The organism is Rhodococcus sp. NPDC059968, from assembly GCF_042738615.1.
In the GTDB taxonomy this organism is placed as follows: Bacteria; Actinomycetota; Actinomycetes; order Mycobacteriales; family Mycobacteriaceae; genus Rhodococcus_F.
Genome location: NZ_JBHWUE010000220.1, coordinates 1 through 3,953, shown reverse-complemented (window position 1 = coordinate 3,953; position 3,953 = coordinate 1). Strand labels below are relative to the sequence as shown.

General features: G+C 63.4%; 3 protein-coding genes and 1 pseudogene. 3 read left to right on the top strand and 1 reads right to left on the bottom strand.

Annotated features, from left to right (window positions below; translation table 11 throughout):
- The first annotated feature begins 92 nt into the window (after nt 1-92).
- Nucleotides 93-236, top strand: coding sequence for a hypothetical protein (locus ACFWAY_RS53145; protein WP_378516456.1), 144 nt, complete (start codon nt 93-95; stop codon nt 234-236).
- Nucleotides 233-1,648 (top strand): MmgE/PrpD family protein, encoded by a 1,416-nt coding sequence (locus tag ACFWAY_RS53140; protein WP_378516455.1) that lies wholly within the window; start codon nt 233-235, stop codon nt 1,646-1,648. Before ACFWAY_RS53145 ends, ACFWAY_RS53140 begins: the two co-directional genes overlap by 4 nt.
- 982 nt (nt 1,649-2,630) lie before the next feature.
- On the opposite strand, the gene ACFWAY_RS53135 is transcribed toward ACFWAY_RS53140, so the two are convergent.
- Nucleotides 2,631-3,581, bottom strand: a complete 951-nt coding sequence (locus tag ACFWAY_RS53135) for a LysR family transcriptional regulator (RefSeq protein ID WP_378516454.1) — start codon at nt 3,579-3,581, stop codon at nt 2,631-2,633.
- Nucleotides 3,582-3,687: 106 nt separating this feature from the next.
- Here ACFWAY_RS53135 and ACFWAY_RS53130 point away from each other — a divergent pair.
- Nucleotides 3,688-3,953: pseudogene (locus tag ACFWAY_RS53130) on the top strand (hypothetical protein); the annotation flags it as partial.

The following is a 3,953-nucleotide window of genomic DNA, read 5'->3' as shown; positions in this document are numbered from 1 at the left end:
CACGCGGGAGCTCAGGACGGTGTCGTGATCACGGCCGCGGAGACGAGGGACTCGACCCGCTCGGGCTACACCGGGAAGATGGGATGCGGGCGGTGAACGACCCAACAGGCTGCTTACCGCCCTACTACGAGATCTACCGGGGCGGTCCTGAGGTCGAAGACACCGTCGTCGTCTCCGACGGCTACAAAACGGTGATGTCGACGGGCCGGCACCTATGGGTTCTTGAGATCCGATGAACACACCAAGTCTCATGAGCGCACTCGCAGCGCACTGTTCTGAAGCCGCAGCGCCCAGTCAAGGCGGCTCAGCGGCGGTACAGCGTGCCAAGGAGTGCGTGCTCGATCTGGTCGCGTTAGCGATCGGTGGATCTCGAACCGAAGTCGGTCGGCTCGCACTGCGCAGCAAACTAAGTCGATCCTTTCAGGTCGATTCGGACTCGACCGGATGCTCAATCCTCGGTGAGCGGGCTCGGCTCTCGCCGAGCGACGCCGCTGGCTTGAACGGTCTGCTGGGACACGCTCTGCAATGCGACGACGGCATGAGGAGGGCACACGGCCATCCCGGGATCGCGGTCATTCCTGCGGCGCTCGCCTCGGCGGAGGCGAGCGCCGCAAGTGGACGCAGGTTCCTCTCCGGGATCATCGGCGGCTATGAGGTCTTCGCGCGCGTTGGCGCCGCCATCAACCCCGAGCATCTAAGCCAAGGGTTCCATCCGTCAGGCACGGTCGGCGCGATCGCCGCTGCGGCGGCTGCGACCCTGGTATTGGACGACGGCGCCGTCAAGGCGCTCGAGAACGCCATGGCTCTCGCCGGTTCTGTCAGTGGTGGACTTATGGAGTACTCCCACTATGGCGACATGTCCTCCTACTTCGTCGGTGGCAATGCCGCCCGAATTGGGGTAGACGCGGCCTTTTTGGCCCGTGAGGGAATGGCCGGTCCGCTCACAATCCTGGAGGGCAAGTACGGCATGGCTGCGGCGATGGCCAATGGCGCGTTGCGCCACGCCGAAATCGCCAGTCCTGACCCGCACGGCCCAAAGATCCTTCAGACGTACACGAAGCTGTTCTCGTCATGTCGTCACACACACGGTGCGATCGAAGCCGCTCTGTCACTGCGGAAGGCTATTCACTCGGTTGATGAAGTGGAGACGGTACGGGTTGAGGTGTACCGCATCGCCGCCGACGAATGCGATCGTCCGGTGGTGACCAGTCTCCCCGGCGCCGAAAGCAGCCTACAACTGACCGTGGCTGCAGCACTCGTTCATGGAGACCTATCACTGGCGGAACGCTCATATACCCGCTATCGCGATGAGCGGGTGCGGGCGCTCGCGCAGCGTGTAGTCGTGGTCCACGATCCGACACTCGACGAGGCGCTACCCGAGAGCCGCCCCGCCCGCGTCCTGGTGACGACCCCCTCGGAAGGAACTATGAAGGCAGAGGTTGATCTGCCGAGGGGGGAGCCCGAACGACCACTGAGCTGGGGCGAGCTTACGGCCAAGGCCTGGACAGCATGCTCCGACGTCCTCGATCGCGATCAGTTCGTCCGACTAGAGGATGCGGTCGCCTCACTCGAGACTGCGACGAGCCTGCGGCAGTTGGCTGATGCTGCCACACCATGTCGACAACCAGGAGCCAATGAGTATCACTGATCTGAGCAGCTGCTACGTCGGGGTGGATGTCGGTAGGCGCCTTCTCCGACGTCCTTCGGGTCCTTGGAAAAGCATGTTCTGGAAGGCGGAGTCCACTCCAGCTGACTTATCAGTAGGGGCACCGGGGATCTCGGAGCAACCGCTCTCTGTCGAAGATCCGCACCAGGTCCCCGGCTGGTGCGGACCAGCACCTGCTGTCCGATCAGCCGCCCAGGGCTCCGAACCCTGAGATTGTCGTAAAAAGGGCTGTGGGACAGCGCTTGTCGATGGCTTCGAATATCGCCACGGTTTGGTCTCCGTCGAGTCGCGCGCCGCCGATGCGCGGTGGGTGGCGAATTCGGCTCTGCGTTGACTGTCCCCAGCTCGCAGCAGTCGTCCAACTACACGCCAGCCGGCGCGTTCGGAGCGTGATATTGGAGCCGCCACAGGTTGCGCACACCGAGTTCATCGATGGCCCTCGCCTCCTCTCCTCGTACCTCGATAGTGGTGTCGAAGTGATGCGGGACGAGCTATGAGCATTAACGTGATTCGGAGTCTGGGTTGACGGCCTCCCGCTGCGGCGCGGTCACCGCGGTGTTCCTGCCGTCGCGGCGTCCATGCCGGTGAGCATCGAGATGCACCAGGCGTGGATGTGGTCCATGCCTCAGCCGACCTTGTCGGCCAGATCCCGCCCACAGGTGGATATTTCCAAGCGTCGAGTCTGTGTGGCGATGCCGGTGAAGGGTTGCCATCGTGTGCAGCCAGCCCATCCGGGCCAGATCCGTCAAACACAGATGCCGTGTGGGGTGCGTGTAGAACCGCGGAACATCGGCGGCCAGGGCAATCCGTCGCACCACCTTTGGCCGGCGTCAATAGACTCAACGGCTGGGCATGAGCCGTCCGCGACGAAAATGACCTCTACCGGGTCGGCGGCCAGATGTTCGAGAAGATCGACGTAGTTTGATCGCACCACCATATCCCTGGTGATGCGGAACCCGATGGGCTACGGGATCACGTCGCTGTTGGCTGCGCTCGTATAACCGTCTCGGCTGTTGGAAGGAATGGCGGAGGCGGAGTGTTGGATTTCGCGACACACAGCCGTGATTGCGGGGTGGGTCTCGCTGCCGGCGCGCAGGGCTATGGAGATGGAGCGCTTTTCGCCGGGAAGCCGACGGAGACTTGGTGGACGTCGGTGAGTGCGCCAGAGCAGGCCGGGCAGAAACGCGCTGGCGTGGCCCGCGCGTACCAGCTGCACGTGGATCGACAAGTTGGCGGCTTCGAACTGGATGTCGGGTTCGAAGCCCGCGTCGCGGCACCGCGCGATGGCCCATCGGCGACCGACACTGCCTTCAGGTTCCATCACCCATGCGTCGTGGCGTGCGTCGGCCAGGTCCCACGACGCGGGGTGGTCGGGGCGGGCGAGGTACAGCGGGTCATCGGCCACGGGAAGGCGAATGATCTCGGCTGGTACGGGGAAGGGGTGCCCGGGGAATTGTTCGGTGATGAGCAGGTCGAGGTCCCGGGCGAGCAGAGCGGGCAGTGCGGTGCTGGGTTTGGCCTCGACGACCTCGACTCGGAGCCGTTCGTGCTGGCGTAACGCAACCAGGGCGCCGGGCACGATCGATTCTGCGACGGTCTGGAACGCCCCGATGCGGATGGTGCCGACTGGTTGGTGTGCTGCGGCCGCGAGGTCGGACTCGGCCTGCTCGAGTTGCGCGAAAACTTTCTTCGCGTGTTCGACGAGCACCTTCGCTTGGGCGGTCAGCCGCACATTGCGCCCTACTCGTTCGAGCAGCGGGACACCGGCCTCGGTCTCGAGCTGGCTGAGTTGTTGGGAAACGCCGGACGGTGCGAAATGTAGGGCCTCCGCAACGGAGACAATGGTCCCGTGCCTGTCGAGCTCATAGAGGAGCCGTAAGCGGCGCACATCGAGCATGAGCCTCATTCCAATCATTCAGAAAAGGTGAACGGTTTCGCGCATCAACTGTACCTTGTGTGAATTCTTGTCAGCCACCACACTCATGACATCCCTCACGACGACGCGATGAAGAAGTGACCCCATGGCAACAATCTCGGACCCCCGGCTGCGACACGCGGCGCTGATGGGTGTGCTCGCCGATCGGATCGGCCTGCGTAAGTTGGCGATCTGTGGGCTTCTTGCTCTCGGTGTCGGGGTGGCCGCCTACTTCCCCCTGCTCAATGCGGGGCAGCCGGCGCTTGCTATCGCGGCCGCTGTCTTTACCAGTGGTATTGCGGCTAAAGCATTTTGGGCACCCTACGCAGGTTTTATGTCCAGCCTGTTTCCGCCGGAGATGCGCTTTAGTGG

Coding starts and splice junctions, on each gene's coding strand:
- ACFWAY_RS53140 (WP_378516455.1), top strand. CDS start 233: ATGAACACACCAAGTCTCATGAGCGCACTCGCAGCGCACTGTTCTGAA.
- ACFWAY_RS53135 (WP_378516454.1), bottom strand. CDS start 3,581: ATGATTGGAATGAGGCTCATGCTCGATGTGCGCCGCTTACGGCTCCTC.